Annotated in this window: 24 protein-coding genes; 12 read left to right on the top strand and 12 right to left on the bottom strand. The window is 61.6% G+C overall.

Annotated features, from left to right (window positions below; translation table 11 throughout):
• Positions 1-24 precede the first annotated feature (24 nt).
• The 5 genes from BUA38_RS07035 to BUA38_RS07015 all read right to left on the bottom strand — a co-directional run bounded on the left by BUA38_RS07035 (position 25) and on the right by BUA38_RS07015 (position 5,190).
• Positions 25-591 carry a c-type cytochrome gene (locus tag BUA38_RS07035; RefSeq protein WP_072817292.1) on the bottom strand — a complete coding sequence of 189 codons (567 nt, stop codon included), beginning with the start codon at positions 589-591 and terminating at the stop codon, positions 25-27.
• Entirely contained in the window at positions 575-1,849 is a 1,275-nt protein-coding gene (gene soxC, locus BUA38_RS07030) for a sulfite dehydrogenase (protein WP_072817291.1), read from the bottom strand. The genes BUA38_RS07035 and soxC overlap by 17 nt, the downstream gene beginning before the upstream one ends.
• A 116-nt stretch (positions 1,850-1,965) precedes the next feature.
• Positions 1,966-3,327, bottom strand: a complete 1,362-nt coding sequence (locus BUA38_RS07025) for a PQQ-dependent sugar dehydrogenase (RefSeq protein ID WP_083587489.1) — start codon at positions 3,325-3,327, stop codon at positions 1,966-1,968.
• Complete coding sequence (locus tag BUA38_RS07020) at positions 3,324-3,788, bottom strand: DUF2231 domain-containing protein (RefSeq protein WP_083587488.1); 465 nt, start codon at positions 3,786-3,788, stop codon at positions 3,324-3,326. The genes BUA38_RS07025 and BUA38_RS07020 overlap by 4 nt, the downstream gene beginning before the upstream one ends.
• Positions 3,789-3,942: 154 nt before the next feature.
• Positions 3,943-5,190 (bottom strand): oxalate decarboxylase family bicupin, encoded by a 1,248-nt coding sequence (locus BUA38_RS07015; RefSeq protein WP_072817289.1) that lies wholly within the window; start codon positions 5,188-5,190, stop codon positions 3,943-3,945.
• A gap of 243 nt (positions 5,191-5,433) precedes the next feature.
• Here BUA38_RS07015 and BUA38_RS07010 point away from each other — a divergent pair, with 243 nt between their 5' ends.
• Together BUA38_RS07010 and BUA38_RS07005 are read left to right on the top strand one after the other, a co-directional pair.
• A complete protein-coding gene (locus BUA38_RS07010; RefSeq protein ID WP_072817288.1) occupies positions 5,434-7,740 on the top strand; it encodes an FdhF/YdeP family oxidoreductase in 2,307 nt (768 codons plus the stop codon).
• Positions 7,737-8,144: a thioesterase family protein gene (locus tag BUA38_RS07005; RefSeq protein WP_072817287.1), complete on the top strand. Its 408-nt coding sequence runs from the start codon at positions 7,737-7,739 to the stop codon at positions 8,142-8,144. The genes BUA38_RS07010 and BUA38_RS07005 overlap by 4 nt, the downstream gene beginning before the upstream one ends.
• 17 nt (positions 8,145-8,161) lie before the next feature.
• Here the strand turns inward: BUA38_RS07005 and BUA38_RS07000 are convergent, their stop codons facing one another.
• Both BUA38_RS07000 and BUA38_RS37965 read right to left on the bottom strand, forming a co-directional pair.
• Positions 8,162-8,737 (bottom strand): NADPH-dependent FMN reductase, encoded by a 576-nt coding sequence (locus tag BUA38_RS07000; RefSeq protein ID WP_072817286.1) that lies wholly within the window; start codon positions 8,735-8,737, stop codon positions 8,162-8,164.
• A 33-nt stretch (positions 8,738-8,770) separates the two neighbouring features.
• Complete coding sequence (locus BUA38_RS37965; RefSeq protein ID WP_244553287.1) at positions 8,771-9,049, bottom strand: helix-turn-helix transcriptional regulator; 279 nt, start codon at positions 9,047-9,049, stop codon at positions 8,771-8,773.
• On the opposite strand from BUA38_RS37965, the gene BUA38_RS37960 reads away from it, so the two are divergent.
• Complete coding sequence (locus BUA38_RS37960; protein ID WP_244553359.1) at positions 9,044-9,433, top strand: hypothetical protein; 390 nt, start codon at positions 9,044-9,046, stop codon at positions 9,431-9,433. The genes BUA38_RS37965 and BUA38_RS37960 overlap by 6 nt on opposite strands.
• A gap of 173 nt (positions 9,434-9,606) precedes the next feature.
• Here the strand turns inward: BUA38_RS37960 and BUA38_RS06990 are convergent, their stop codons facing one another.
• On the bottom strand, positions 9,607-9,921 hold the full coding sequence (locus BUA38_RS06990; protein WP_072817284.1) for a hypothetical protein: 315 nt from the start codon (positions 9,919-9,921) through the stop codon (positions 9,607-9,609).
• Positions 9,922-10,349: 428 nt separating this feature from the next.
• On the opposite strand from BUA38_RS06990, the gene BUA38_RS06985 reads away from it, so the two are divergent.
• From BUA38_RS06985 to BUA38_RS06975, 3 genes are read left to right on the top strand one after another with little or no spacing between them, the layout of a single operon-like run.
• Positions 10,350-13,532 (top strand): efflux RND transporter permease subunit, encoded by a 3,183-nt coding sequence (locus BUA38_RS06985; RefSeq protein ID WP_072817283.1) that lies wholly within the window; start codon positions 10,350-10,352, stop codon positions 13,530-13,532.
• On the top strand, positions 13,529-14,803 hold the full coding sequence (locus tag BUA38_RS06980; protein ID WP_083587487.1) for an efflux RND transporter periplasmic adaptor subunit: 1,275 nt from the start codon (positions 13,529-13,531) through the stop codon (positions 14,801-14,803). The genes BUA38_RS06985 and BUA38_RS06980 overlap by 4 nt, the downstream gene beginning before the upstream one ends.
• A 41-nt stretch (positions 14,804-14,844) precedes the next feature.
• The gene (locus BUA38_RS06975) at positions 14,845-15,654 is read left to right on the top strand and encodes a hypothetical protein (RefSeq protein WP_072817282.1); all 810 of its coding nucleotides are present in this window, start codon (positions 14,845-14,847) and stop codon (positions 15,652-15,654) included.
• A gap of 79 nt (positions 15,655-15,733) precedes the next feature.
• Here the strand turns inward: BUA38_RS06975 and BUA38_RS06970 are convergent, their stop codons facing one another.
• Together BUA38_RS06970 and BUA38_RS06965 are read right to left on the bottom strand one after the other, a co-directional pair.
• Positions 15,734-17,515, bottom strand: a complete 1,782-nt coding sequence (locus tag BUA38_RS06970; protein ID WP_072817281.1) for a sensor histidine kinase — start codon at positions 17,513-17,515, stop codon at positions 15,734-15,736.
• Between the two features lie 5 nt (positions 17,516-17,520).
• A complete protein-coding gene (locus BUA38_RS06965; protein ID WP_072825907.1) occupies positions 17,521-18,174 on the bottom strand; it encodes an MEDS domain-containing protein in 654 nt (217 codons plus the stop codon).
• A gap of 288 nt (positions 18,175-18,462) precedes the next feature.
• Here BUA38_RS06965 and BUA38_RS06960 point away from each other — a divergent pair, with 288 nt between their 5' ends.
• From BUA38_RS06960 to BUA38_RS06940, 5 genes are all read left to right on the top strand, one after another.
• Positions 18,463-18,681: a hypothetical protein gene (locus tag BUA38_RS06960; RefSeq protein WP_072817280.1), complete on the top strand. Its 219-nt coding sequence runs from the start codon at positions 18,463-18,465 to the stop codon at positions 18,679-18,681.
• A 309-nt stretch (positions 18,682-18,990) separates the two neighbouring features.
• The gene (locus tag BUA38_RS06955) at positions 18,991-19,632 is read left to right on the top strand and encodes a glutathione S-transferase family protein (RefSeq protein ID WP_072817279.1); all 642 of its coding nucleotides are present in this window, start codon (positions 18,991-18,993) and stop codon (positions 19,630-19,632) included.
• Between the two features lie 53 nt (positions 19,633-19,685).
• Positions 19,686-20,672 carry an agmatinase gene (locus BUA38_RS06950; RefSeq protein WP_244553206.1) on the top strand — a complete coding sequence of 329 codons (987 nt, stop codon included), beginning with the start codon at positions 19,686-19,688 and terminating at the stop codon, positions 20,670-20,672.
• A 92-nt stretch (positions 20,673-20,764) separates the two neighbouring features.
• Positions 20,765-22,225, top strand: coding sequence for a catalase (locus BUA38_RS06945; protein WP_072817278.1), 1,461 nt, complete (start codon positions 20,765-20,767; stop codon positions 22,223-22,225).
• Positions 22,226-22,299: 74 nt separating this feature from the next.
• Complete coding sequence (locus tag BUA38_RS06940; protein ID WP_072817277.1) at positions 22,300-23,262, top strand: GlxA family transcriptional regulator; 963 nt, start codon at positions 22,300-22,302, stop codon at positions 23,260-23,262.
• A gap of 48 nt (positions 23,263-23,310) precedes the next feature.
• Here the strand turns inward: BUA38_RS06940 and BUA38_RS36525 are convergent, their stop codons facing one another.
• Positions 23,311-23,466, bottom strand: coding sequence for a hypothetical protein (locus BUA38_RS36525; RefSeq protein WP_156898423.1), 156 nt, complete (start codon positions 23,464-23,466; stop codon positions 23,311-23,313).
• Between the two features lie 352 nt (positions 23,467-23,818).
• Between BUA38_RS36525 and BUA38_RS06935 the strand changes: the two genes are divergently transcribed.
• Positions 23,819-24,025, top strand: a complete 207-nt coding sequence (locus tag BUA38_RS06935) for a hypothetical protein (protein ID WP_156898422.1) — start codon at positions 23,819-23,821, stop codon at positions 24,023-24,025.
• A gap of 467 nt (positions 24,026-24,492) precedes the next feature.
• Here the strand turns inward: BUA38_RS06935 and BUA38_RS06930 are convergent, their stop codons facing one another.
• Complete coding sequence (locus BUA38_RS06930; protein ID WP_197685919.1) at positions 24,493-25,254, bottom strand: HD domain-containing protein; 762 nt, start codon at positions 25,252-25,254, stop codon at positions 24,493-24,495.
• Positions 25,255-25,366: the final 112 nt, after the last annotated feature.

Below are 25,366 nucleotides of genomic sequence, written 5' to 3'. Positions count from 1 at the left end.
ATTGCCAGGTTGGCTTCGTCCGTCTCAGCAACCGGCCATGCAGGCGGAATTATTGACGTCCGGCCTCGCATCGTCGACGAACATCTTGCGGTTCGGCATCTTGATGGCGGTCATCGTTTTGGCGTCGAGGACGGCATCCGCAGGCAACAACCCGTTCAAGTGCAGAATATAGGCGGAAACAGCATAGACATCCTCGTTCGATAGCGACCCCGGCGCGTTTTGCGGCATCGCGCGGTGGATGTAATCGAACAAAGGCGGCGCATAGGGCCAGTAGCTGCCGACGGTTCGGATCGGTTTCGACGTCGCAAGCGTTCCCTGGCCGCCCACCAGCCTGTCGCCGACGCCGCCCTGGCCCTGGTCGCCGTGACACGCGGCGCATTGATTCTGGTAGACCTCGCGTCCGTGGCTGACGCTGCCGCTGCCCGCCGGAAGCCCGCGTCCGTCAGGTCCGACATCGATGTTCCAGCCGGCGATCTCGGCCGGCGTTGCCGTCCGTCCGATACCGAAGGGGCTCTGGGCGCTCGAAGCTGCGATCGTCGCCAAAAGGATGCCGGTGACAAGGACGACGTTGCTCTTAGCTGTTTGCCGCATTGCTTACCTCGCCATCGACTGCGATGCGCCACGGCCAGATCGCGTTGTTGTGGTAGAAAAAGTTCTCGCCGCGCACCGCGATCAATTCGGCGAGCGTGGGCTGGACGTAGCCGGTCTCATCGATCGCGCGGCTCTGGATCACGGTCGGCTCGCCGTTCCATCGCCAGGGCAGACGGAAGCGCGTGAGTGCGCGGGTCAGCACCGGCTCCTGCAACTCGGCCTCCTGCCAAGAGCTGCCGTCATCGACCGACACGTCGACCCGCCTGATCTTGCCGCGCCCACTCCAGGCGATACCGGAGATCTCGTGAAATCCGCTTCCTGACAGCCGCTGGCCGCCGGAGGGACGCAGAATGATCGACTTTGCTTCCATGACAAACGAGAACTCGCGCGCAACGCCGTCGGGCATCAGGTCGGTATATTTCGAAGTCTCCTCGCGCGAATAGACCGGCTCGGCCGTGACGTGGAGGCGTCTCAGCCACTTCACGTTCATGTTGCCTTCGAAGCCGGGCAGGATCAGCCGCAGGGGATAGCCCTGCTGCGGCCGCAACCGCTCGCCATTCTGGCTGTAGACGATCATCGCATCGTCGAGACACTTGTCGATCGGGATGCTTCGTTTCATGGCGACCGCATCCGCGCCCTCGGCGATCACCCATTTGGCTTCCGGCCGCAGCCCGGCTTCTTCCAGCACGAGCTTCATGCTGACGCCGGTCCATTCCGCGCAACTCAGGAGTCCGACGAGATCGGAGGCGGTCTTGCCGAACGGCTTCTGGTAGCCGGGATTGCCGGAGCATTCGAGGAAGTGGATTCGCGACGTCGAAGGGAAGCGCTTGATGTCGTCGACGGTGAAAATCATCGGACGTTCGACCAGGCCATGCAGCATCAGGCGATGCTGCGCCGGGTCGATAGCGGGAACGCCGGCATGGTGGCGCTCGTAGAACAGGCCGTTCGGCGTAATGATCCCGTCGAGATCCTGCAGCGGCGCGCGTCCAGAGGCCGACAGATACTGCGGCAGGTCTTTCGGAATATTCTTGACGACGTGTTTTTCGAACGGAGACGGGCTGCCGTAAGGCTGGCTGCCCATGGGGTCGCCGGGCGTCTTCATCCATTCCGGGACGTCAGGCGGAAGATTGCTCGAAGCGCTTGCGCTTCCGATCGCGCGGCCGGCCAGCGTCGCGCCGCCGATCGCAGCCGCGCCGCGCAGAAGCGAGCGGCGCGATGGTCGGTCAGGATCGCTATGGCCTATCTTGCTGTGAGGCATTCGGCGTTCTCATCCGGACCATCACGCGTCTTCATCGAAGGCGCGCCAACGTTTTCCGTCGCTGAACCGGCGGCATCAATCCGCTCGCGCGGAATTGGGGCCGCCGGAAGCTGGTGTTAGTGGCCTTGTGTCGAAGCGGTGGACACGGACGCGGACGACACGCGCCACACCGTATTTCCGACGTCATCGGCGATCAGCAACGCGCCGCTCCGATCGACGGCGAGCCCAACCGGGCGGCCGCGGGCGTGGCTGTTCTGGTCGAGGAAACCGGTGACGACGTCTTCCGCCGCACCGGAAGGCGTACCGCCGCTGAACGGCACGAACACAACCTTGTAGCCGTTCAGCGGGGTGCGATCCCAGCTTCCATGCTCGCCGACGAAAGCGCCGCCGCGGTAATGCGCAGGAAGGGCGTTGGCCGTATATATCGCCAGTCCCAACGGCGCCACGTGAGAGCTCAGCGCATAGTCGGGTTTGATGGCGCTCGACACCAGGTCAGGCCGTTGCGGCATGACGCGAGGATCGAGATGCTGGCCATAATAGCTGTAGGGCCAGCCGTAGAAGCCGCCGTCCTTGACCGAGGTCAGATAGTCCGGCACCAGATCGGGCCCGATCTCGTCGCGCTCGTTGGCGATTGCCCAGAGCTTGCCGGTCTCGGGCTCAAATTGCAGTCCGGTCGGGTTGCGCACGCCACTGGCATAGATGCGGTGCGCGCCGGTCGCGACGTCGACCTCCCAGATGGCGGCTCGCTCGCGCTCGGCCTCCATGCCGTTTTCGGCGACATTGCTGTTCGATCCGACGCCAACATAAAGCTTGCTGCCGTCCGGACTTGCAACCATGGCCTTGGTCCAGTGATGGTCGATCGGGCCGCCCGGCAGATCGGTCAGCTTGGTGCCTTCCGCCGTGATCTTCGTCTGCCCGTCCTCGTAGGGGTAGCGCATGATGGCGTCGGTATTGGCCACATAGAGATAATGGCCGATCAGCGCGACACCGAACGGCGAGTTCAGGTGGTCGAGAAATTCGGTCCGCAACTGCGGAGCGCTGTCGCCATTGCCGTAGCGCAGCAGCGTAATACGGCTCGCGTTGCTTGCCTTGGCTCCGGCGAGCTTCTGCACCACGCCTGTGATCAGGTCCTTTGGACGAAACACCGGCGCTTTCGGCCCGTTGCTCTCGACCACCAGCACGTCGCCGTTCGGAAGAGCGTAAAGCGATCGCGGATGCTCAAATCCCGTGGCCAGCGCGTGAATCTGCAGGCCTTGCGCCACCTTCGGGGAGTCGTTCCCCCATGGCACCGGTTGCGCGATGCGGATCGGCGGCACGAGATACTGCTGGATCGCGGGCAGAACGGGATTGGCGCCGATCTGCACTTTCGGATCGCCGCCGGCATCGTCGCAGCTTGCCAGCGCAAGACTTGCGACCCCGACTGCAACCACGGCAGCGAGGCGCGGCAACCTTTTCGGACTTAACTTAAAGCGGTTCATGAGCGCGCTCCCCGACGAGTGGTGAGGTTCCAGCCCCCGGTGACCGCGCACAGGAGCAGGATGACGACGGCGACCGCCGACAGTGTCAGGCCGGTCGGCACCACGGCGGTATAGCCGTCGCGGCTGTGAACGAAGACGTTGAGGAGCGAAATCAAAACTCCGGCGAGGTAGCCGAACGCCCGGAACCAGACCGGCCGCTGCCTGCCGAAAGCGAGATCGGAGACGGCCGCCAACGCCACAAGCGCAGCCATCACCAGTCCGCCGGCGATCAGCCAGATCGAAAATCTCTCCCACATCACTTCGGCGGTTTGCCAATAAGCGAGGTCGGTGGCGAGAGCCGCCGTGAAATAAGCCACCGGAAATGGCGCCAACACCTGATGAATGGGTCTGGCGCCAGCCCGGGCCACCGGCCTTTGGCCGGCGACGGGCTCGAAGGTTCCTGCGATTGCAGTATGGTTCATGTTTGCTCCTATTCGTACTCTTTCGGGCACGCTTCAGGAGAGGACGCTTCGTCCGGTTTTTGGTTCCTGAACCGGCCAACATTGAAAGAACATCGTTCATGGGCGAACGATGTTCTTTCGAGTTCGCACGCAAAGCCGAGCGGCTATCGAAGGCTCAGATGGCCTTCGGCACCACACCGGGCGCGTCGCCCGGCCATTTCGCGATGGTCTCCTCATCGATGTTGAGATGCTGAGCCACCAGTTTCGGCGGCGTATGCGCAAGCCAGTTCGAAAGCGAGACTTCCTCATAGCGGGGAGCGCGAAACACGCCGATGAACTGGAGATCGGTATCTCCGGTGTTCTCGACATAGTGTCCGTAGTTGCGCTTGACGTAACCGATGTCGCCGGCGGTGAAATCCATCGTCAGCGCGTTGGGGCCGGTGTTGAAGACCGTCATGCGGCCCTTGCCCTTGATGTAATATTGCCACTCGTCCGCATTCGGGTGCCAGTGCATCTCGCGCACCGCGCCGGGGCGGATCGTCACCAGCGCTGCGGCGATCGCGGTGGAAACCTTGAAGTTGGTGCTGTCTGCAACCTGGATGGTCCCGGTTGCGGATGCCTTCCTCGGCTCGGTCGATTGCAGCGGGAAAATGAACGGATGCGTGGGAGCGGGCGCATTCTTCTGGATGGCGGCGCGATCCGCCGCGAGGTCGCCCGGCACCTCGCCCTGGAATATCCAGAGATTGTGCAGCGGGATCTTCGCAAAGGTCTCGACCGGAACGCCGAAGTTCTTTGCCAGAACCGGCGGCGGCGTGTGCGCGAGCCAATCCGTGACCAGCAGCGTGTTGAATTCGTCGGCATGACCATCGTCAAAGCAGATGACGAATTCGCAGCCATCCGGCCCGAGGCCTTGCAGGGAATGCGGGGCGCCGGGCGGGAAATACCAGAGATCGCCGGCTTTCACATCGGCCACATAGGGGCGTCCCTCCGCGTCGAGCACGGTGACGCGGCAGTTGCCATAGGTCATGATCGCCCACTCGGCCGCCTGATGCCAGTGAAGCTCGCGGATGCCGCCGGCGGTCAGCCGCATGTTGACGCCTGAGATCTCCTTTGAAATCGCAAAGTCGTTCACCGTCACCTCGCGCGCCCAGCCTCCGTTCTGGATGCGCTTGGCTGCGTTGTTGAACGAGGCCCATGTCATCGGCATTCCGCCGACGTCGGTTGCCGGCGGCGACTGAGCGGCTGGAAACTGGCTGGCGATCACGGGATTCTGCGGCCCTGGATCGATCAGATTTCCCGGTCCTTTGGCATTGATAGCTCCCTGCGCCGGCTCGTCCGGATTGCCGAAGGAAGCGGCCTTGGCGGTCGATAGCGCCGCGACTCCCAGTCCTGATGCGGCCAGCAGGTTTCGTCTCGAGATCATGATTTCTGTCCTGTGATTGCTGTTGATTGTGTCGGTTCATTCCCGGTCTTCAAAATGAAACTAGGCAGCCCGCAAGCGATCGCTTTCCTGAAACGCGCTGCTGTTTGTCAGAATGCACTGCGCTGGCCGCTACGCGGTCCTGTCAGTGCGATTTGGACAACTGACGCTGCTTTTCGAAAGACTTTGCGCTGACTGCGCGCATTTCCTCCAAGGTCATTCGTCTTTCGCTGAAGGAAATTTTCGATGTCCGATCGAGCAGCCGTTCATCCCTACCATCATCCGGCAGGCGGCTGGGGGGCGCTGAAGGCCGTCGGCGAGCACCTGGTCGAGCAGCACATCCCGGTCAAAGGCGCGGCGACGCTGCGATGCATGAATCAGCCGTCCGGATTCGACTGTCCGGGTTGCGCCTGGCCGGATCCGAAGCACACCTCGTCTTTCGAGTTCTGCGAGAACGGCGCCAAGGCAGTGGCATGGGAAGCGACGTCAAAGCGCTGCACGCCCGACTTCTTTGCGCAACACAGCGTCACGGAGCTTGCGAGTTGGAGCGACTACGAGCTCGAAATGGTCGGACGGCTCACCCATCCCATGGCTTATGACGCGGTGACCGACCGTTACGCCCCCGTGAGCTGGGACAAGGCATTCGCAATGATTGGTGCGCATCTCGCCGCGCTGCCCGATCCCGACATGGCTGAGTTCTACACGTCGGGCCGGACCTCGAATGAGGCGGCGTTTCTGTATCAGCTGTTCGTCAGGGAATACGGCACGAACAATTTTCCAGATTGCTCCAACATGTGCCACGAGGCGACCAGCGTCGGCCTGCCGCAGTCGATCGGCGTCGGCAAGGGGACGGTCGTGCTGGAAGATTTCGAAAAGGCCGATTGCATTCTGATTTTTGGGCAAAATCCCGGCACCAACAGCCCGCGGATGATGACGGATTTGCGCGAGGCGTCGCGCCGCGGCGCTGCGATCATCTCGTTCAATCCGTTCCGCGAGCGGGCGCTCGAGCGTTTTCAGCATCCGCAGAGCCCGGTGGAGATGGCGACGCTGTCTTCCACCCAGATCAGCTCAAAGCTTTATCAGGTGCGGGTGGGCGGCGATGCGGCCGCCATCAAGGGAATGATGAAGGTGCTGGTGGAAGCGGACGAAGCCGCGCGCGCCAATGGTCTGCCGGGCGTGCTGGACTGGGACTTCATCCGTGAACACACGCTCGGAATCGAGGCGCTGGTCAGCGATCTCGCGGCAACCCGCTGGGAGGACATCGAGCGCACCTCCGGACTTGCGCGCCAGGAAATCGAATACGCGGCGCAGGTCTACATGAAGGCCGAACGCGCCATTGTCGTCTACGGCATGGGCATCACCCAGCACAGGCGGGGCGCGCAGAACGTGCAGCAGCTTGCCAACCTTGCCATGCTGCGCGGCCACATCGGCCGCGACGGCGCCGGCATTTGTCCGGTTCGCGGCCATTCGAACGTCCAGGGCGACCGCACGGTCGGAATTACGGAAATTCCCTCACCGGATTTTCTGGAGCGGCTGGAGCGTCGCTTCGGTTTCAAGCCGCCGCGAGAGCACGGCCACAACGTCGTGACGGCCCTCGAAGCGATGATCCGCGGCGAGGTGAAGGTCTTCGTCGCCATGGGTGGGAATTTCGCCGCCGCGATCCCGGATTTGCCGCGGACACAGAAGGCGCTCGGAAACCTCGATCTCACGGTGCAGATATCGACCAAGTTGAACCGCAGCCACCTCATTCACGGGCGGGACGCGTTGATCCTGCCCTGTCTCGGCCGCACCGAAATCGATATTCAGGCCTCCGGGCCGCAGTCGATTACGGTGGAGGATTCGATGTCGATGGTTCATGCCTCCGCCGGCCGCAACAAGCCCGCGTCGGAACATCTCTTGAGCGAGCCCGCCATCGTCGCCGGTATGGCGCGCGCCACGCTTGGCAATCGCTCGGTGGTCGAGTGGGAGAGCTTCGTCTCGGAGTACGACCGCATCCGCGATGCGATCGAAGACGTGTTTCCGATTTTCTGGGACTATAACGAGCGCATCCGCCTTCCCGGCGGCTTTCACCTCATCCCAAACGCCAGGCAGCGGATCTGGGACACACCGTCGGGAAAGGCGCAGTTCCTCGTCTATGACGGGCTCCATGAAGACCGGCGCAACGACGACGTGGAAACGCTCTGGCTGAGCACGATCCGAAGCCACGATCAGTACAATACCACGGTCTACTCGATGTCCGACCGATATCGAGGTGTCTACAACCAGCGCGACGTCGTCTTTCTCAACAAGTCCGAGCTGGACAAGCGCGGTTTGCAGGACGGCGACCGCATCGATCTCGTGACGCAATCGACCGACGGCATCGAGCGGCGCGTGCGTAACTTCCGCGCGGTCGGCTATTCGCTGCCGAACGGCTGTTGCGCGGCCTATTATCCGGAGGCCAATCCGCTGGTGCCGCTGTACGCGCACGATCCCATGAGCTTCACGCCGTCTTCAAAGGGCATTCCGGTCCGGATCGAGCGCTCCGCCGCAGTCGCAGAAATGGTCAGCGCATGAACCCGCTGGATCATCTGACAGGCCTGTCGGCCGAGGCGGACTTTATCGTCACCAGGGAGATGACGATCGGGCATTTCGTCGCCGGCATGCCGCTCGTCTATGCGACGCCGGTGATGGTCCTGCACATGGAAATGGCCGCAGGATCGGCGATTTCGTCTGTCTTGCCGGCAGGTTTTGTCAGCGTCGGCATGGCGATCAGCGTGCGCCACCTCGCAGCAACTGCCGTCGGCCGCAAGGTCCGTGCGATTGCGCAAGTGACGGATATGGACGAGAGAAGCGTCTTCTTCCGGATCGAGGCCTGGAACGACGAGCGCAGAATAGGGGACGGAACCCACCGCCGCGGCATCGTCAACCTGCGTGAATTTGAACAGCGCTTTGGCGTGCGGGAAAGGGTTTTGGCCTGAACCTTGTTAAAACGCGTTCAGGCCATCAACCGCGATGAAGAGAGCCGGCACATAGAGATCATTTGCCGCAACGCCGCCAATGCAAAGTGCAGGCTCGGTTGATCGACGAGCACGCCGTCTGCGATTTTTTCACCGATATTGCCGATGACGATCTGCGGTCCTCCGGCAACCAGCGCCGGAATGGCCAGCAACGTCTCATTGAGCTGTGCATGCGCGCGCACGCCGCCTGTGAAGGCGGAAGAAACCGAGATCGCCAGCGTCGGCTTTTTCGCCAGCACCGAGCGGCCGAAGGGACGCGATGCCCAGTCCAGCGCGTTTTTCAGCACGCCCGGCACCCCGTGATTGTATTCCGGCGTCACGATCACGACGCCGTCGCTGTTTTTGATCGCGTCGCGAAACTTGAGAACCTGCTCCGGCCCGTTCGATCGGTCGTCGTCCTCGTTGTAGAGAGGAAGTTGCGGCTCGTGGATCTCGAGCGTGACCTTCTCGGGCAGACTGTCGCGCAGTCCGATCAGCGTGGCGCGGGAAAAGGATGCCTGGCGAAGACTCCCCGGTAGTCCAAGCAGTCTGACGGGAGAAAGGATTTCAAGCATGGTCGTGGCCGTGCGTCATTGGTTGCGCCGGCGTCACAGCGCCGTTGTCGTCTCGCTACCCGTAGCATCCGGCGTGCGCGGCACGGACGCGACCTGGTTGACCGTGCGCCACTGGCGCGGCGTGTATCCCACGAAGCGCTTGAACACGGTCGTGAAGTGAGCCTGGGTGAGAAAACCCACGGTGAGTGCGATCTCTGCGATTGTCATTGAAGTCCCTCTCATCAATTCTTTGGCGCGGCAGATGCGCCGCTGGAGCAGAAATTCGTGTGGCCGCAAACCGGTCGCGGCGCGGAATTGACATGCGAAATGCATTCGACTGAGGCCGGCGACGGCAGCGAGATCGAGCAGGCTGACCTTGCTCGACAGGTTGGTATCGACATATTCGACAACCCGCTTGAGGCGCCATTTCTGCAGCGCCCGGACCGGCTGCCTGCTCAAGTCGGCATCGCCGCGACAATCTGTGGCGCGCATCGCCGGACGCAGCCCGGCGAGCCTGGCCTCGATCGTCCGCCTCAGAGCTTCGGCGCAATGCTCGTCATGTTCAAGCACAACAGCTTCAAGGGCACAGGTCAGCGATCTGATGATGTGGTCGCCGCCGCGGTCGGGGATATCTCGCGCAACGACAAGACCGTCGTCCGTGGCGCCGATTTCTTCGGATGCGGATTTGTCTGGCTCCAAAGAGCGAGACCCGAATAGGACTGATCTGTTGCCGTCTGTCACCAGAACCTCCGAAGACTATCGCTCCGCGAACACCCGGTCGATCGGGTGTTCAGCTGCAGATATAAGTCGTTGAGCGCTTCGTCCGATTAAATTGCGTTTCATGGATGGCCTGCGCGTTTCGCGGCGAGCGATCTTAAGGGTCTGTTATCTCAGCAGCCCCGGCAGACCGAATTCAGCATCTTCTCGACTTTGGCCTCCTCGCGATCGATCGCGGGGCTTGTGCCGAGCAGCGCACCCTTCATGGGTTTGCCGACGCCTGACGACGGCAGCGCCGTGCCGAGCGAGTTGGTGCCAGGCGCGTAGACGCTGGTACCGAAGCTGCCGCCGGCGCCAATGCTGCTGGTTCCCATCGTGTGCGACATTCCCATGCCGCCCATGCCGCCGCTCATTCCGCCGCGCGCGAAGGCGATCGGGCTCCAAATGCCGAGACCAATCGCAATACCGATAGCCAGAGTTTTTTTCATTTTCCGAGACCTCTGTGTTCGCTGACCATGATGTCAGAGCGGGAGGCCTCGGCGCTATCCTACAGGGGTAGCCCGGCTTCATCTCAAGGGTTCGCAGACCTATACGAAGGTTGGCGTCGCGCCGCCGCCGGCACGAGATCGCAGTCGTCCCCGATCGAAATGGTTGTTCATCCGCAAGAACAGCACACGTTCCATCAATCTTCATCACGACAGGCGTGAACGAAGATAAACCAAAAGTTAGTGGGCTGTGGCGGGACAGTGCTTAGTTCCGTTCGAGCCAGCCGATGTTTCCCGACCGGAGCAATTGGCGTGCTCGGGGAGCATCGAATCCAGACATCTCACCGACATCGAGAGGCGCGGAACCGCGCAATCTGGAGCGGTCGTTTTCGTCGAACGATCGGCCTTGAATCAACATTTTGGGATGCAAGATGGGAATTGTTCGATTCGCTCTCAGGTTTCCGCACACGTTCTACGTGATGGCGGCGCTGATCCTGTTTCTCGGGATCACGACGATCTACACCATGCCGACGGACATTTTTCCTGAAATCAGAATCCCTGTCGTCACGGTGATCTGGCAGTACACCGGCCTCAGCACGCCCGAGATGGAGCAGCGGGTCACCACCTACAGCCAGTATTCGATCAGCTCGAACGTCAACGGCATCAAGGACATGGAGGCGCAGACGCTGAATGGGCTGTCCATTCAGAAGATCTACTTCCAGCCCGACGTCAACCTGGACCTCGCGATTGCCCAGATCGTATCGGCGACCAATTCGATCCGTGCGCTGATGCCGCCGGGCATCCAGCCGCCGATCGTCGTGCAATTCAACGCATCGAGCGTCCCCGTTCTGCAACTCAGCCTCAGCTCCGACAGGCTGAACGAGCAGCAGCTCTACGACTACGGCATCTATCGGGTACGGCAGCAGCTCGCACCGGTGCCGGGCGTCACGTTGCCGACGCCTGCCGGCGGCAAATACCGCCAGATCATGGTCGACATCGATCCGGACAAGCTGTTGTCGAGAGGCCTCACGCCGCTCGATATCGTCAATGCCGTCAACACGCAAAACCTGACGCTGCCGTCCGGAACTGCCAAGATCGACGACAAGCAATACACGGTGCGCACCAACGCGACGCCGGCGACCATCGACGACCTGAACATGATGCCGGTCAAGTTCATGAACGGGTCGACCATCTTCCTCAAGGATGTCGCGCAGGTGCGCGACGGAGCGATGGTGCAGCAGAATATCGCGCGCGAGGACGGCCGACGCGCCGTCCTGCTCAGCATCATCAAGAACGGCAACGCCTCGACGCTGACGGTGGTCAACGGCGTCAAGCGGGTTCTCAAGGAGATGCAGACGGCGGCGCCGCCCGGTCTCAAGATCAGCCAGCTGTTCGACCAGTCGGTCTTCGTCACCGCGGCGGTGCAGGGCGTGCTGCGCGAGGGCGCGATTGCCGCAGGTCTGACCGCGCTGATGATCCTGGTCTTCCTCGGCTCATGGCGCTCGACGTTGGTGGTGATGATCTCGATACCGCTCGCGATCCTGTCGTCGCTGATCGTCCTGTACTTTCTCGGAGAAACGCTGAACACGATGACCCTCGGCGGTCTCGCGCTCGCAGTCGGCATCCTTGTCGACGATTCCACCGTGACAATCGAGAATACGCACCGCCTGTTGACCGAAGAGCACATGCCGCTGGCAAAGGCCACGCTGCACGGCGCGGCCGAAATCGCCGTGCCGACGCTGGTTTCCACGCTTGCGATCAGTTGCGTGTTCACGTCGGTGGTATTTCTCGACGGGCCGGCCAAATATCTGTTCACGCCGCTCGGGCTTGCGGTGGTGTTCGCGATGCTGGCGTCCTACGCGCTGTCGCGTACGCTAACGCCGATCACGATCGGGCTGTTGCTGCGGGGAGAAAAACATCACGCGCCGGATTCGGCCGCGCCGGGATTGTTTGCCCGCATTTCGAAGACGTTCGAACGTTCCTTCGAACGGCTGCGGGAGGGGTACCGCAAGCTGCTGACGATCCTCCTGCATCGGCGGGCGATCGTGCCGGTCGCGCTCGCCGGTGTACTTGTCCTGGGCGGTACCTTGACCATCTTTGTCGGCCGCGACTTCTTTCCCTTCATCGACGGAGGCCAGATCCAGCTTCACGTCCGTGCCCCCGCAGGCACCCGGATCGAGAACACAGAACGCATCTTTCAGGCGGTCGAAAATAAGATTCGCGAAATCATTCCCGAAAAAGAGCGGGCGCTGATCGTCGACAACATGGGTCTTCCGGCGCGTGCCTACAATCTGGCGTTTGCCGACGGATCCACGATCGGCATCAACGACGGCGTGATCCTGGTGGGACTGAAGGAAGGCCACAAACCGACCGCGGACTATGTTCGCAAGCTGCGCGAAGTGCTCCCGGCCGCGTTCCCGGAAGACACTTTCTACTTCCAGGCCGCCGACATCGTGACCCAGATTCTCAACTTCGGGCTCCCCGCGCAAATCGACGTCCGCACCATGGGTTATGGCAAGAACAACCTCCAGGTTGCGAAGGAAATGCGCAAGCGCCTCGCCGATATTCCCGGTCTCGTCGACGTTCACCTTCAACAGGAGACGAACGGACCGGACTTCTATGCAGAAATCGATCGCACCCGCGCCGCGCAGCTCGGAGTCAACGCCAGCACGGTCGCGACCAACATCAATGTTAGCCTCTCATCTTCCGTCCAGGTGTCGCCCAATTTCTGGACCGATCTGTCTTCGGGCATTCCCTATTATCTCGCCGTGCAGACTCCGGAGTATCGGGTCAATTCGCTGAACGCGCTGAACAACACGCCGGTTTCGAGCCTGCTGACGGTCGGCGGCCAGCCGGTGCCGGGAATGCTCAGCAATGTCGCCAAGCTGAAGCGTGACACCGTCCCGACCAATTCGAACCAGTCGAACATCCAGCCGGTATTCGAGGTCTATGCGAGCATTCAGGGGCGCGATCTCGGTAGCGTCGCAGCCGACATCAACAAGGTGACGGCCTCGCTGCAGAAGGAGCTCCAGCCTGGCAACCGGATCCAGCTGCTCGGCCAGGTTCAGAGCATGAACGATTCGTTCCGGAATCTCGGCATCGGCTTGGTGTTCGCCGCGGTGTTCGTCTATCTGCTGATGGTCGTGAACTATCAGAATTTCGGCGATCCGTTCGTGGTGATCCTCGCCTTGCCCGTAACGCTGTGCGGGATTGTCACGATGCTTTTCATCACCGGAACCACGCTGAACGTGCCTTCGCTGATGGGTGCGATCATGGCGGTGGGCGTCGCCTCCGCGAACTCGATCCTGCTCGTGACGTTTGCGCGCGAACAGCAACTCGCCGGCCATTCCGCGCTCGAAGCCGCGCTTAGCGCGGGACACACCCGGATAAGGCCGGTGCTGATGACCGCGGCCGCGATGATCGTCGGCATGATTCCGATGGCAATTGGCGGCGCTGGCGAGGAACAGAATGCTGCACTGGCGCGAGCCGTCATCGGCGGGCTGTTGTTTGCGACGCCCACGACGCTACTGGTCGTGCCTTACCTGTTCGCGATGCTGCGCAAGGGAAACGACGGCAAATCCCATCATGGCGTATTTGAAGGACCACTCGAATGAGCGAAGCAGAGATAACCCCGGTGGAAGCAGGCGTCGACCCATACGCCCGTGATGCGGCGGCGGACGAGACGTCGCGGGCCGAGCCGCGTCGAAAGTCCGTCCGCCGGTTTGGCGGCGCGTCTATCGGCGCCATGTTGCTCCTGCTGTTGCCGGGCGGTCTGGTCGCGGGCGCCGTGCGGCACTACCAGGCGGGGCAGGGCGTCGCGGCGACGGCACAGCAGCGGCGCGAGTTCGTGCCGAACGTGCGCGTTGCGCAGGTGCGGCCAAGCGACGGCATCATGACGGTGTCGCTGCCGGCGACGACAACCGCATTCGAGGCCGCAAATATTTTCGCCCGCACCAGCGGCTACATTGAAAAGCGCTATGTCGACATCGGCGATCAGGTCAGGGCGGGTACACTGCTGGCCGAAATCACCGCGCCCGAGCTCGATCATCAGATATCGCAGGCCCAGGCGACACTTGCGCAGTATCAGGCGACGCTGCGTCAGACCGAGGCGAGCCACGAACTCGCGCGTGTGACCAACGCCCGCGACTCAAGCCTGGTGACAAAGGGATGGCTGACCCAGCAGCAGGGCGACAATGACCGCTTGACGCTTGCGGCGCAGGAAGCCGCGCTCGGCGTTGCGCGATCCAACATCACGGCGCAGGAAGCGCAGATCAAGGTGCTCGGTCAGGAGAAGTCCTATCAGCGTGTCATCGCGCCCTTCGACGGCGTCGTCACCCAGCGCTACATCGACAATGGCAGCCTGGTGCAGTCCGGATCGACCATGATGTACACGATGATGCACAGCGACGTGATCCGTATCCAGCTTTACGTGCCGCAGGACGAAGCCATCGGCATCGAACCCGGCGTCAAGGCCGAGGTGCACGTTCCGGAGATTCCGAACCGCGTCTTTGCGGGCACGGTCACCCGCTTTGCGCGCGCCTTGCAGCCCGGCAGCCGCACGCTGCTCACCGAAATCGACGTGCCGAATCCGGATAGTGCGCTCAGTCCCGGCATCTATTGTATCGTCGACCTGAAGATACCGCGGAAGACGCCGTCCTTTGTGGTGCCGGCTGACGCGGTCGTGTTCGACCAGAATGGCCTGCATGTCGCGCTCGTCAGGGCCGGGATCGTGCACTTGCAGAAGGTTTCGATTGCGCGCGATTTCGGCAAGGAAGTTCTGATCGAACGAGGTCTCGGGCGAGGGGATGTCGTTATTCTCAATCCGATTGTGGATCTCGCCGAGGGCAGCAAGGTCGCGCCGCAGACCCAGCCGGCGAACTCGTGACGGCCGCGGGACCGCTGCAACGTTTAGCCGGAGCTTCGAAAATGCGTATCCTTCTCGCAAGCCTTGCGATGCTTTTGCTCGGTGGCGGTCCGTGCCTGGCCCAGATGTCGACCATGGGCACAACGCAAATGGCACTCCCGACGACGCCGGGGGCCATCGTCTCGTCTCCGCTTGGCGGACCGGGCCCGTTCGTCAGTCTGTTTTCCCCGTCGACGGTCCCCGGAGCGCCCGCAACCACACTTGCCTCGCCGCCGCTGGCCACCGATCCCACCATTCCCGGCACGAGTTTGAGTTGTTCGCCGACCACGGTGGCGCTTTCGCCTTCCGTGATGAGCGTGACCGCGACGACAACACCCTCTGCATCTACGACCATGAGTCCGATTGGCGCTCCCGCCATTCCCGGGTCGAGCGTCACGTCGATGTCTTCGAGCCTGATGCCGACGACGCCGACCACAAGTCAGCCGCTTACCTTGCCGCCGGCGATGCCGGTGATGATCCTCGGCGCAGTCGGCGGCAGCACGACGGGCACGATCGCGCCGGCGCCTCCGCTCGGGACCGCGAGTCCCGGCAGTACCTGTACGGCGGCGCCGGGCAATGCGCTGACCAACTCTGCGGCCTCGCCGCTCGCTATCAGCGACGTTCCGCCGAGCCCGCCGCCCGGATCTATTCCGTCGCCTGTCGACAATCTCGCCAGCACCGATATCGAGCCTGCGATGACCGTGATCCCGACGCCGAATTCGGCCGCATGCAACGAAAACGTTTCGTTCAACCTTGCCAATCCCGCCATGATGGCGCCGGCAAATGCGACCGGGGCGTCGGCCACCCCTGGCGCGATGCCGCAGGGTTGCTAGGCTGTGATTTTTTCGAAGTAATTGATCCAGCTACACGGCTGGCAAAAGTCGACGAGCGCAACATGGCGCGCTCGAGCGGTCAGTGGACACCCGGCGGTGCCGGCGAGATAGGTCGACGCGTTCGCCTCGCCGGGTTCGGCATCGCGGCGCCCGCCGAGGACAAGAACGATTGCACATTCGACGCTGTGTCAGCGTTCATTGGAAGAGTGAACTGAAATGTAGCGCCGTGGGGACTGCAAGCCGTGGCCCACAGTCGGCCATCATGGGCTTCCATGATCGAACGGCAGATCGAAAGTCCAATGCCCATGCCGCTGGATTTGGTGGTGAAGAAGGCATTGAACATCCGCTCCTCATTTTCGGCCGAGATTCCGACGCCGCAATCCGTCACACTCACAAAAACCTGTTGAGTGTCGTCCAGCCCCGATCGGATCACCAATTCATGAGGCCGATCCGTGACCGGTTGCATGGCTTCAATGCCATTCACCACAAGGTTGATAATCACCTGCTGCAATTGGACCCGATCGCCCAGGATCATGGGCAGAGCTGGCGCCAACTTCATTTGCAATGATATCTGATGGCTGGCCAGTTCGCGCTGCACCAGAGCAACGACTTCGTTAACGACGTCATTGATGTCGAGCGGCGTCTTCTCGCTGTCGGTCTTGTTCACCAGTGACCGAAGGCGGCGGATCACCTCCGTCGCCCGGTTGCCATCCTTGATTACCCAGTCCACCGATCGACGCGCTGCTTCCAGATCGGGATTTTCGCGATCCAGCCAGCGCAGACAGGCCTCGGCGTTGGCTATGACGCCGGCGAGCGGCTGGTTCACTTCGTGGGCGATCGAGGCCGTTAACTCTCCCAGCGTCGTCACCCGCGTTACCCGCGCGAGCTCCGACTGGGTCTTGTGCAGCTTCTCCTCGGCGTGTTTGGCCGCGGTGACATCGACCACCGCCCCCACGTACTCCAGCTGGCCCGCGGAATTCCTGCCGGCGTGAGCGACAACATGGACATGCCTCACCGAGCGATCCGGCATCAGCAATCGATGCTCGTAGTCGAGGTCCTTTCCGGAGCGGGATGCCTGGCGAACCGTCTCCACAACCTGCGCCCGATCTTCCGGATGAGCACGCTCAAGAACCATTTCCCAGGTGACGGAATGCGGCTCGTCGAATCCAAGAATTCTGAAAAATTCCCTGGAGCCTATTCGTTCGTGGGTCGAGACATTCCAGACGAAGCTGCCGGTTTGGCTCACCCGCTGCGCTTCGATCAATTTTGCTTCGCTTCGGGCCAGCTCGACCATGGCCTGCTGCAGTTCGGCCGTTCTTTCTGCCACCTTCATCTCGAGTTCGTCGCGGGCCTTGCAAACCTCCTGCTCGGCCTGGCGTCGTTCATTGACCAGGTTGGCGCTGCGAAAAGCTGTCGCTGCGTGATTTGCTGCGACCGTGAGCAGCATCCTGTCGGCTTCGGTCGGGAAGTCGCTGCGTTCACAGCCGACGGCTACCAGGCCGGCGTATGCGTTGAAGCCAATAGGAACAATCATCCCGCGGAGCGATATCGGCCGCTCATCAAAGCCTGCGATGTTTTGAATGGTTTGCCTGCGCAAGGACTCATCGAGAGTGGAAAGTTGAGTCTGCAGCCAGTCCAAAAATGACCGCGTAGCGCGTCCACTCGTGACGTCGATCGTTACCCCTCCGGTGGGATCGAGCATGCGTACGAATGCAAAATCAAAACCCAAAGACCCTGCCAGAATATCGGCAAGTCCGGTAGCAATCGTGCGCGGTTCGATCCCGATCCATCCCGCCGGGATGGTCGAAAGCGCAACCAGATCTCGAAGCGCGGATCGCAGCCGGAGATTTTCGTTGGCCATCACAGTCAGAGTGCTTGGATTGCGCCGGGCCGAGCCGACTTTCTCTCCCGGAGTTCAAGGAGGAACTGGTCCGGAGGAACGAAGAAGGGGTTCTCCTGGAGCACCCCTCCAACAATGACGACAGGGTGAACCCGCAACATGTCCATCACTAGGCTGGCGCTGAAGTTCGCCAGATCGTAGGTGCAGATGACGGGATCGCTGTATTTGGAGACGGCGTAGTTGACGCGCGTCTCGTACTCCAGCCAGTTATCTTCACCGGCCTTCTCTACCAGGGACGGTTCCACACGTGACACAAACCTGACGCGTGTGTCGCCGGCCGCTCGTCCTGATCCGAGAATCTCCTCCAGCAAGGCGAGCATCCCATCCTGGTCGAATTGATCGTCGCGCAGGTATGCGTCCTGCCAGCGCCGCAGCTCCAGCTGTCCGGTCGCCATGGCCTGTTCGACGTCGATGCCGGCCTGGGCCAGTCGTTTCAGGTGATCCGCCCGTAGCTCCGGATCCACGATATGAAAGGCTTTGTCACCCCGCTCGAACCCCTCTTTGATGAAGGAGCGAAGTACCCGATGCTGCTCGTCGAAGCCGTTGAAGAACGCGCAGATGTGACACTTTTTGCCGAGCACGCCGTTAGCTACGTGGATGGGGTGTTCATGGAAATGCATGATCAACCTCCGCAAAAACGGATCGCCGCCCCCCGATACCCGTGCCGTCATTCAGCGTCGTTGACTATAATATACTTGCCCGAGGGCTTCCAGAACCCATTTGGCGGCTGAGTTTGCGCAGCCCGATGCGCGGGCATGCCGCACAAACCTTGGTATAGGCCGTCAATCCCTTCGGAGTAAGTCCGTCTACTTCCGTTCAATCGAATTCCTGACGGCACCAACCTAGGTCTTGGATCACCCACCCAAGGTGGGAACACGAAAGAGCGATCCTCACCTAGGAAGGTCACGATGCTCATCACCCTCGTCGCCATTCTCTGCAACAGCAGTCAGCTTTGTCTGGAAAAGGTCGTTACCAACAGCGAACAGTCGAGCATCACCATGGCCGGCTGTCAGATGAATGCGCAGGCGGGCATCGCCGATTGGCTTGCCCACGGGCCGTATCAGGACTGGAAGCTGCAGGGCTACAGGTGCGTCGTTGGGACCTATGTCCCGCGTCACGAGGCGTAAGGGCCAGATCAGCCCTCCCGATTTAAACCGATCGTATTGAATCCGATTCAAGACGCGCTGCTTAATCCCAGCGCCATTCCAGCATCGCCAGCCTCGCTAGCCGCGGGGCGGGACTGAAACGACAATCCGAATTTCAAAAAGCGTATCGCGCCACGACGCGCGTAGCCGGCCGATATCTCTGATCCGAAGGCGCAGCGGCAAATGGCCGATATCGACGGAGCTTTGGCCAGGACTGACGGACTTCACTCGTTGTGGCCAGTCAGTGAGATTTCTAATTCTGGGGTTGTGAAACACAAACGGAGAGCGCCGATGTACCAGCTTCATTACTTCCCCAGCAATGCAAACGCCGCACCTCACATGGTGCTCGAAGAGACCGGCCAGGACTACGAGCTCGTTCTGGTCGACCGCGCCAAGAACGCCCAAAAATCCAAGGAGTACCTGAAGATCAATCCCAACGGCCGCATTCCGGTACTGGTCGACGGCGACCTGGTGCTGTTCGAGTCCGCCGCAATCGTTCTTCACCTGGTCGACCAGCATCAGGAAGCAGGCCTGGCGCCCAAGGTGGGAACGCCGGAGCGCGCCAAATTCTACCAGTGGATGGCCTTCCTGACCAACTCGCTGCAGGAAGAGCTGATGATCTGGCAGTATCCGGAACGGCTCTCCGGCACGGACGCCGCCGCGACCGCGGTCGTCAAGCAGGGCGCCGAGAAACGCGCCGAAGCCTATCTCGATGTGGTCGAGCAGCATCTCAAGACCAACGGTCCGCTGTTTCTCGGCGAGACGCTGAGTGCCACCGACTTCTACCTGGTCATGCTCGCCCGCTGGGCGCGTCCCATGACCAATCCGCCTCGCTCGCGGCCGAACATCGCAAAGCTGCTCGACATGGTGACGGCGCTGCCTTCGGTCCGCCGCGCCTACGAGCGCGAGGGCGTCACGAGCGAGATCTGCTGAACCCACGAACGGAGCGGATCGCCGATCCGCGTTTTTTAGAAGAGGAGATGACGATGGATACACAGCGTGCAAGCCGGAACATGCCGGTTCGAATGGATCTGCCGTTTGTCGGTCTGGCGACCTTTGCGGGCCAGCCCGCCTGCACCGATTGGGACCAGCTCGATGGCGCGGATGTCGCGGTACTTGGCATCCCGATCGATACGGCCTCGAGCTATCGCGTCGGAACGCGCTTTGGGCCGCGCGCGATCCGCGAAGTGTCGATGTTCCACGGCTTCGGGCCGGAGGGCGTCTTCGACTTCGAGGACGAGGTGACGTACCTCACCCGGGACGAAGTCAAGATCGTCGACGCCGGCGACAGCGACGTCATCTATGCCGACACCAAGCGCAGCCTGGCGAATGCCGAACTCGCGGTGCGCGCGCTGCTCGACGCCGGAACGATGCCCTACATTCTGGGCGGCGACCACGCCATCACCATGGCGACCGTCGCAGCCTATTCCAACGAGAAGCCGATCCACATCGTGCATCTCGATGCGCACTTCGATTTCATCGACGAGCGCAACGGCATCAGCTGGGGACACGGCAGTCCGATGCGCCGGGCGTCCGAGATGGCGCATGTGAAAGGCATCACCACGCTTGGGCCCCACAACATGGCCTCGGTCAGCAAGAAGGACTACGAGGCGGCAAAGGCCTACGGGACCCACGTGGTTCCGTTGCGGAAGTTCCGTACGATCGGCGCGACAGCGGCGCTTGCGCACATTCCCGATGGCGAGCGCGTCTACGTCTCGATCGATATCGACAGCTTCGACCCCTCGATTGCGCCGGGCACGGCGACGATCAGCCATGGCGGCTTCACCTATTACGAGGCCAAGGATCTCCTGCGCGAGGTCGCCCGGCGTTTCCACGTCGTCGGCGCCGACTTCGTCGAGGTCTCGCCGCCATACGACCCGTCCGGGATTACGTCGCTGCTGGCCGCCCGCACCAGCCTCGATTTCATCGGATCGATCTTTCACGAGCGCGCCAAACGGAAATCCCGATCGTAACAGCGCGCTTCGAGGAAAACAGAATGTTGGCGCTCGACGTGAGCGCCGACGAGCTCCCCACTTGATCTCCAACGCATGAAAGGAAAGTTCCAATGGACAAGACCAAACCGCCATTTCTGACCCACGCTTCCGGCGCTCCCGTGTCGGACAACATCAACATCATGACCGCCGGGCCGCGCGGGCCGGCCTTGCTGCAGGATGTCTGGCTGATCGAAAAGCTCGCGCATTTCCACCGCGAGGTCATTCCGGAGCGGCGCATGCACGCCAAGGGCGCGGGCGCCCACGGTACGTTCACCGTTACCCATGACATCACGCGCTACACCAAGGCGAAGATCTTCTCGAAGATCGGCAAGCAGACGCCGATGTTCGCACGGTTCTCGACGGTGGCCGGTGAACGTGGCGCGGCCGATGCGGAGCGCGATATCCGTGGCTTCGCGCTGAAGTTCTATACCGAGGAGGGCAACTGGGACGTGGTGGGCAACAACACTCCGGTATTCTTCTTCCGCGATCCCTTGCGGTTTATCGACCTGAACCACGCGATCAAGCGGCACCCGCGTACGGGCATGCGCGACGCGGACATGAACTGGGATTTCTGGACGCTGATGCCGGAAGCGCTGCACCAGGTCACCGTCGTGATGAGCGATCGCGGCATTCCGAAGAGCTTCCGTCACATGCACGGCTTCGGCAGCCATACCTACAGCTTCATCAACGCGAACAATGAGCGCGTCTGGGTCAAGTTCCACTTCCGTACCCAGCAGGGCATCCAGAATCTCACCGACGCTGAGGCCGAGGCCCTGGTCGGCAAGGATCGCGAGAGCCATCAGCGCGACCTGTTCGACAGCATCGAGCAGGGCGACTTTCCGCGCTGGACGCTGTCTATCCAGGTCATGACGGAGGCGCAGGCGAAGAAATTCCCGTTCAATCCGTTCGACCTGACCAAGGTCTGGCCGAAGGCGGAGTATCCGCTGATCGAGGTCGGTTATTTCGAGCTCAACCGCAACCCGGAGAACTTCTTTGCCGAGACCGAGCAGGCGGCGTTCACGCCCGCCAACGTCGTTCCCGGCATTGGCTATTCGCCGGACAAGATGTTGCAGGCGCGCTTGTTCTCCTATGGCGACGCGCAGCGCTATCGCCTGGGCGTCAACCACCACCAGATCCCGGTCAACGCGCCGAAATGCCCGTTCCACAGCTACCATCGCGACGGCGCGATGCGCACCGACGGCAATCTCGGGAGCACGCTGACCTATTGGCCGAACAGCCACAGCGAGTGGACCGACCAACCGCAGCTGAACGAGCCGGCGCTCGAGATCGACGGCGCCGCGGCGCATTGGGATCATCGCGTCGACGAGGATCACTTTCAGCAGCCCGGCGATCTCTTCCGCAAGATGACTGCTCACCAGCGGCAGATCCTGTGCGAGAACACGGCGCGGCAGGTCGGGCAGGCGTCCCCTCTGGTGCAGCAGCGGCACGTTGCGAATTGCACCAAGGCCGACCCGGCGTATGGCAAAGGCGTGGCGGACGCGCTAGTCAGATTTGCCGCCGGCAAGCTCTAGCCCAAGAAGCGGGGGGTCCGCGCAACAAGCGCGGGCCCCTTCGCGCGCGGCGAGGCTGCCACCGGGAGAACGAAATGGACAGCAAGCCGATCGCCATCATCGTTCCGCACGATGCGCAATCGCTGGATATTGCGGGTCCGCTCGATGCCTTTCTCGAAGCCAACCGGCAGGCCCCCGGCAAATGCAGTTACGCCGTACGATTGTTGTCGACCGCTCGGGATCGTATCGTCAAGGTCGGGGGCATGTCGCTCGTGACCGATAGCTCGATCTTCGACGACGAGGCGCCGATCGACACGTTGCTCGTCGCGGGCACGCCGAACTACGCGGACGCTTATACCGAATCGCCTCTGCACGTCTGGTTGCGGCGCCATGCGCCGCGCAGCCGCCGGCATGGCTCGGTCTGCACTGGCGCCTTCTTCCTGGGCGGCGCCGGACTGCTGGACGGCCTCAATGTGACGACGCACTGGCAGCATGCTGCGGAACTGGCGGAGAGGTTTCCCGTAGCCAAGGTCGTCTCGGATCAGATCTTCGTGCAGGACGGTTCGCTCTGGACCTCGGCCGGCGTCACGGCCGGGATCGATCTCGCGCTGAAGCTGATTGAGGACGATCACGGGCGCGATGTGGCGCTGTCGGTTGCAAAACGCCTTGTCGTCTTTCTCAAGCGGCCGGGCGGCCAGTCGCAATTCAGCGCGCACCTTGCGGCCCAGGTCGCGACCGAAGAGCGCATCCAGGCGGTGCAGCACTGGATACTCGATCACCTTCCGCTCGAACTGAGCGTCAGAAACCTCGCCTCACGGGCTGCGATGAGCGTGCGCAATTTCACGCGGGTCTTTCAGCAGGAGGCGGGCATGACGCCCGCCGATTTCGTCGAGATGGCGCGCGTGGACTCGGCGCGGCGGTCGCTCGAGGATACCGATAAGCCGTTGCAGCGGGTAGCGTCGAGCTGCGGTTTTGCCAACCCGGACACCATGCGCCGTGCATTTATGAGGCGCATTGGCGTCGGTCCGAGTGAATATCGCGAACGATTTCGCGGCTAACGCGGCGGTTTGGAAGTCCGCAACGTTGGTGCCGCGAGTTCGTCATGCTCAGTTGAAGGTGTTTCTGCGGGCGAAATCGCCCGAGTAGTTGCTGGAAGTATAAGCCCGGGAATAGCCGTAGCTATGATGGCGCGGCGTCGCGATCGCGGGCGCTGCTGCCAGCAGCGAAACCGCGGTCGCGACGAGCAGTGTGAAGTTCGTCATGACAGGTTCTCCTTTGCCGGCGAAGGATGGATTGTCGCAAACGAGTACTTGCGGCCTTGCGCCGGGATATTGGCTCCTCGTACTGCTGAGGTATGAATGCGGTCCGCCGCCGGCGGCTAAATTCCGTGTCAGACGTTTCAAGCCCGCGTGAACCGGATAGAGTGAAGCCCTTCGTCACAGACCCTGCGTGCGGGTCAGCCTCATTCGGCGCGCGATCGAACCACTCACCCTTAGTTGATGCTCGTTGTGACCGGGTGTCGCACCGTCAGCACTATCAACAGAAACCTCTCTCCTTACTTCCTTGAGCAGGTTCGACACGAACATCGTTGAACCATCAAGGATGGAGATAACTGTGCGTAAGATCGTTCTTGCACTTCTTGGTGTTGCGTTGATAGCCGGCTCGACCACGCAGGTCGCGTTTGCCAAAAGCCATCACCACGTCCGTCACGAGCGGCAGTACAGCAGCGAGCGCTTCATGAACTCGAACGCTGCCGAGGAACCCGCGACTCAGGCCGGTGGCGGTATGGGTGGTTGGGGCAGCATGACTGGATTCAACTGAGTCTGAGAATATTATGCTGCGCGCCTGGATCGCAGTCGGTGCTGTCATCGCCATCGTATTCGGCAGTCTGGGATAATCTGCCAGTGCCGATCCGGACGATGCGATCTCCGGGCACATCGCCGCGAAGCTTTGTCACTGCGCCATGGGCAGGTGCTGAAGCACTCCAATGGCTAAAGTCGCGAGGATTTGTATGAGTAGATTTTTGACCACGTGCGCCGCCATCGGCCTGTGGTTATCTGTTGCGGGTCTTGAAAAAGTGGACGCCAAGGGAGGACCCTTCAGTCTTCACGGACCGTGGGCAAGCGCGTCGGCGCAGAATAATGCGACCGATGCCGGCGCCCCAACTGGCTACGAAACAAAGCCATGTTTCACGCCGCCTGACGGCGAACATCAGCGAAGCCATCGTCTTTAGGCGATTGCAATGAACGTCGGTCCGCGCGCGAAACCCGCGCCGGAGCGGGGCTGTCCTAGAGAAATCGGGTTGGCCATAGCATCGTGCGCCACATATGCGCGGATGGGCTGCTGTCGAGTCCAAGCCCCTCTTTCGGCTGCTTGAAATGACGTCCGATGATGTCGGTGAACTCCTCGATGTCGACCGAGGCATTTGGATCGAAGGAATAGAGGTCGTTGAGGGTGATCAAGCGCGCCGTCATGTAGTGCCGATGGTTGAGCGCGCGGTTGTACTCGTCAACGATATAGGGCTCGGGCTGGAAGTCGGGACCAAACCATTTCACGTAAGCTTCGGGATATTGGTAGCCGACCGTTTCGTCCGGAAAGAAGCGGAGCGCCTGATGGGCACGCACGGCCCAACTCACCTCTTCGTCGACATAAGGCTCGATCATCTGGGCGCCCCAATAACCATGGTCGCACCTGATGAAACCGGCGACCGCGATATCGTGCAGGAGGCAAGCCATAATGACCTTCTCGCCGTGGCCGGATTTTTTGGCGTGCGCTGCGCTCTGCAGCAAGTGCGACGTCGATGCAAAGCGGCATTTGAAATAGTCGATCAAGGTTGGTTTGGGCGGCGTTTTGGGGAGGCGCGGGTCCTCCTTCATGAGAAGATACTTGCCTGGATTTCTTGCAATCAGGGCGGTGTCGTCATCCAGCCTTCCGTCGGCTAGGTTGAAAAGCGCCGACTTGATGACGAGGTGCTCAAGCTCGTGCATCATGTGCTCCTCGATCGCATCGGCGCGCTCGGATAAAGTCATTGCGTCTGCGTGACCAGCCATTTTGACGTCCTCGCTGTGCGGCGACGTGAAGCGTGTCTGGAAGGTTTCAGACGTCTGAATCGCAGGCCGCGTTGCAATGAGCTCAGTCTATCTGAGTCGTCTTTTGGGACTG

The sequence above is a fragment of the Bradyrhizobium erythrophlei genome (assembly GCF_900142985.1).
GTDB classification, from domain to species: Bacteria; Pseudomonadota; Alphaproteobacteria; order Rhizobiales; family Xanthobacteraceae; genus Bradyrhizobium; species Bradyrhizobium erythrophlei_B.
Note: the sequence above shows the minus strand (reverse complement) of the source record. Positions and strands in the feature narration are given on the sequence as shown.

Excerpts from the sequence above, each read along its gene's own strand:
- BUA38_RS07035 (WP_072817292.1), bottom strand. The coding sequence starts at position 591 with ATGCGGCAAACAGCTAAGAGCAACGTCGTCCTTGTCACCGGCATCCTT.
- soxC (WP_072817291.1), bottom strand. The coding sequence starts at position 1,849 with ATGCCTCACAGCAAGATAGGCCATAGCGATCCTGACCGACCATCGCGC.
- BUA38_RS07025 (WP_083587489.1), bottom strand. The coding sequence starts at position 3,327 with ATGAACCGCTTTAAGTTAAGTCCGAAAAGGTTGCCGCGCCTCGCTGCC.
- BUA38_RS07020 (WP_083587488.1), bottom strand. The coding sequence starts at position 3,788 with ATGAACCATACTGCAATCGCAGGAACCTTCGAGCCCGTCGCCGGCCAA.
- BUA38_RS07015 (WP_072817289.1), bottom strand. The coding sequence starts at position 5,190 with ATGATCTCGAGACGAAACCTGCTGGCCGCATCAGGACTGGGAGTCGCG.
- BUA38_RS07010 (WP_072817288.1), top strand. The coding sequence starts at position 5,434 with ATGTCCGATCGAGCAGCCGTTCATCCCTACCATCATCCGGCAGGCGGC.
- BUA38_RS07005 (WP_072817287.1), top strand. The coding sequence starts at position 7,737 with ATGAACCCGCTGGATCATCTGACAGGCCTGTCGGCCGAGGCGGACTTT.
- BUA38_RS07000 (WP_072817286.1), bottom strand. The coding sequence starts at position 8,737 with ATGCTTGAAATCCTTTCTCCCGTCAGACTGCTTGGACTACCGGGGAGT.
- BUA38_RS37960 (WP_244553359.1), top strand. The coding sequence starts at position 9,044 with ATGCATTCGACTGAGGCCGGCGACGGCAGCGAGATCGAGCAGGCTGAC.
- BUA38_RS37965 (WP_244553287.1), bottom strand. The coding sequence starts at position 9,049 with ATGCATTTCGCATGTCAATTCCGCGCCGCGACCGGTTTGCGGCCACAC.
- BUA38_RS06990 (WP_072817284.1), bottom strand. The coding sequence starts at position 9,921 with ATGAAAAAAACTCTGGCTATCGGTATTGCGATTGGTCTCGGCATTTGG.
- BUA38_RS06985 (WP_072817283.1), top strand. The coding sequence starts at position 10,350 with ATGGGAATTGTTCGATTCGCTCTCAGGTTTCCGCACACGTTCTACGTG.
- BUA38_RS06980 (WP_083587487.1), top strand. The coding sequence starts at position 13,529 with ATGAGCGAAGCAGAGATAACCCCGGTGGAAGCAGGCGTCGACCCATAC.
- BUA38_RS06975 (WP_072817282.1), top strand. The coding sequence starts at position 14,845 with ATGCGTATCCTTCTCGCAAGCCTTGCGATGCTTTTGCTCGGTGGCGGT.
- BUA38_RS06970 (WP_072817281.1), bottom strand. The coding sequence starts at position 17,515 with ATGGCCAACGAAAATCTCCGGCTGCGATCCGCGCTTCGAGATCTGGTT.
- BUA38_RS06965 (WP_072825907.1), bottom strand. The coding sequence starts at position 18,174 with ATGCATTTCCATGAACACCCCATCCACGTAGCTAACGGCGTGCTCGGC.
- BUA38_RS06960 (WP_072817280.1), top strand. The coding sequence starts at position 18,463 with ATGCTCATCACCCTCGTCGCCATTCTCTGCAACAGCAGTCAGCTTTGT.
- BUA38_RS06955 (WP_072817279.1), top strand. The coding sequence starts at position 18,991 with ATGTACCAGCTTCATTACTTCCCCAGCAATGCAAACGCCGCACCTCAC.
- BUA38_RS06950 (WP_244553206.1), top strand. The coding sequence starts at position 19,686 with ATGGATACACAGCGTGCAAGCCGGAACATGCCGGTTCGAATGGATCTG.
- BUA38_RS06945 (WP_072817278.1), top strand. The coding sequence starts at position 20,765 with ATGGACAAGACCAAACCGCCATTTCTGACCCACGCTTCCGGCGCTCCC.
- BUA38_RS06940 (WP_072817277.1), top strand. The coding sequence starts at position 22,300 with ATGGACAGCAAGCCGATCGCCATCATCGTTCCGCACGATGCGCAATCG.
- BUA38_RS36525 (WP_156898423.1), bottom strand. The coding sequence starts at position 23,466 with ATGACGAACTTCACACTGCTCGTCGCGACCGCGGTTTCGCTGCTGGCA.
- BUA38_RS06930 (WP_197685919.1), bottom strand. The coding sequence starts at position 25,254 with ATGGCTGGTCACGCAGACGCAATGACTTTATCCGAGCGCGCCGATGCG.